The following is a 2,240-nucleotide window of genomic DNA, read 5'->3' on the forward strand; positions in this document are numbered from 1 at the left end:
CCTGTTACTGTAATTGCCGTCAAGCACCTTAGCCATATTACCGTCACTGATAAGCCAGTCAAATGTCGCTGACCAGTTTTTATTATTTTTGCCTTTTAAAAATTCACTCTGCTCTGCAAGTTCAAAGAGTTTACGAAAATCATCTGCCGTATAGCCGCTGTTAAGCCTTGCCCCAATTGCCCGACGCCGTTTGTCTGACAGCTTTGTCACATGGGGGTATGATTTGCAAAGCGAATTATACAGAGTAATTATCTCTTGATAATTACGATTATCTTTTTTCTTTCCTTCTTTCTCTTCTTCAAGTTCTTCCCTTTTTTCTTTCTTTCCTTCTTCTATTGTTGTTAATAGACTGTTAATAGAGTGTGCCTTGTCTGTGCATTGACTGGTATCAGACTGTTGATTGACTGTGGTTTGACTGTTAATATCCTGATACAGGCTGTAGTTATTTACCGTAAATACGCTGTATTTGGACTGTGTTTTGACTGTGATTTCTCCTGTTGACGTCAAATGTTTTAAAGCAGTCCGTAACTCATTAATTGTAAGGTCGCATTCCTCGCAAAGACGCGGATAAGAAGAAATAAAAGAACCACGCGGAACCGTTGTACCTTCAAACCTTCCCTCTTTCCAGTTTGCTTTCAGTAACATGTGAAGGAATAGAACCTTTGTATTGATATTCCGATACCACTCCCATTCGAGAATGTTCCGGCTTATTTTTATGTAGTTTCCATCTCCTCCCAAAATATCACTCCCGTTCTTCAATCAGTACTTCGATGCGAGGTTCATTTCGATCACAGAAAAATTGGTCCGTAAACCCTATGACGTAGTCCCACCCATCATCTTTCAGCACACCGCATTTCACAAGTGCGTCCTGGATCACCTTCCTGCCAAAGCTTGACACATTGTCATGGTCCCTCCGCTTATTTGGCTCATACCATGAGAATTTAAGGAACACGGGCTTTTCTATATGTAACCGCCGTAACTGCTGTCTGATCGCCCATATGACGGTTTCCTCGTTGTCTTTCTTCATCTTCCCACCCTTATGCGGGTTTGTCCGGTTTGCTGCTGTATAGTCATTCAGGCCATCGAGGCGGCCAAATATCACCAACTTATATTCCATAGGCTCCTTTCCCCGGTACCGCCCCTGAAATAGGCAGTACCGGTAATACCAATGGCATGTCGTGACACATGCTTGTATGTAATTCCCTTTCGGGATCACAAGGCTATAAATAGCTTTTTCCATACCTTGCACGGAATAGTTCTCTTCCCATCGGAACCATTTTCAATGCCAATTCTTTTTCATATGCCATCTGACCAAGCATCTTTGAAAGCTTTTCAGCCATCGGGTTATCATGGATTCTGCTGTTAACTTTTCCTGCGGTATGGCAGTTGTTGCAAATAGGAACCTTAAGACAGTCTTCATCCGCCAGTTCTCGATTTGCCGATCCGAAAATAAGGTGATGTTCACAATCGGCAGGGCGGCCGCAGAAGAAGCAGTGATCCATATCATCGGTTAATAATGATATCATTGCTTACACCTCCCCTAAAAGTTCTGTAAAGTGTATTGGTCTCATCAATACCTTTGTGTGTTTACAGTAATCACAGAGACCGCATCTGATCGGCTCTACTTCTCCGTTCTTCAGCGCTACGATCTTCGGTGTGTTATTTTCCACCTCAATCAGCTTTTCACGTAAATGGTCGTCTGGAATCCATATCAGTTCTATATCGGTTTCCTCTTCTTTCGAAGCGGCTGCAACGAAGAACGGAAGACGCTCTCCGGTATTTTGATAGACTACTTCCTGATAGACTGCCGCCTGGAGGTCATAACCCCAGTACTCTATGAAATTCATATAGCCGTAATCTTTCGTGTACTCCGCCTTATGCAGTTCTCTCATGACCTTCAGGTCCACAATGGCCTTACCAGGCAAATAGCTGTCAATTTTTATCTTCCACGGACTCCCGAACATGTCTGCCGTCATAATAACCTGTTTCTCTCCGCCCATGAATTTCATAAAAAGATCATCACGCTCAATTCTATTGATGATTTCTTCGGCCTTGCGATACTCGGCTTTCAATGCTCCCTGTTTCGTGAAAATTTCTGGGTTCTGTGCCTGGAACAGACTAAGAGTCCCTTCAAAGTGAGCGTCTACATAAGACCCAACCATAAGCGCCGTGGTCTTTTTCATTTCCCACTCTCCGTTTAATTTTGCCATAGCTTCAGCCTCACAGGCCGGGCGCCCAAT

Annotated in this window: 3 protein-coding genes and 1 pseudogene; all 4 read right to left on the bottom strand. The window is 43.6% G+C overall.

All coding sequences use genetic code 11. The annotated features are described in order from the left end of the window. Positions 1 to 738 (bottom strand): annotated as a pseudogene (locus NE473_RS29830) (hypothetical protein); the annotation flags it as partial. A 4-nt stretch (positions 739 to 742) separates the two neighbouring features. Beyond that, positions 743 to 1,117, bottom strand: coding sequence for a RusA family crossover junction endodeoxyribonuclease (locus NE473_RS29835; protein ID WP_039890426.1), 375 nt, complete (start codon positions 1,115 to 1,117; stop codon positions 743 to 745). Between the two features lie 103 nt (positions 1,118 to 1,220). Continuing rightward, complete coding sequence (locus NE473_RS29840; RefSeq protein ID WP_006771073.1) at positions 1,221 to 1,526, bottom strand: hypothetical protein; 306 nt, start codon at positions 1,524 to 1,526, stop codon at positions 1,221 to 1,223. A gap of 3 nt (positions 1,527 to 1,529) precedes the next feature. Further along, on the bottom strand, positions 1,530 to 2,240 hold a 711-nt coding region (locus tag NE473_RS29845), incomplete at its 5' end, for a PD-(D/E)XK nuclease-like domain-containing protein (protein WP_256265530.1).

This window comes from Hungatella sp. SL.1.14 (assembly GCF_024460495.1).
GTDB lineage: Bacteria > Bacillota > Clostridia > Lachnospirales > Lachnospiraceae > Hungatella > Hungatella hathewayi.

Coding starts and splice junctions, on each gene's coding strand:
- NE473_RS29840 (WP_006771073.1), bottom strand. CDS start 1,526: ATGATATCATTATTAACCGATGATATGGATCACTGCTTCTTCTGCGGC.
- NE473_RS29835 (WP_039890426.1), bottom strand. CDS start 1,117: ATGGAATATAAGTTGGTGATATTTGGCCGCCTCGATGGCCTGAATGAC.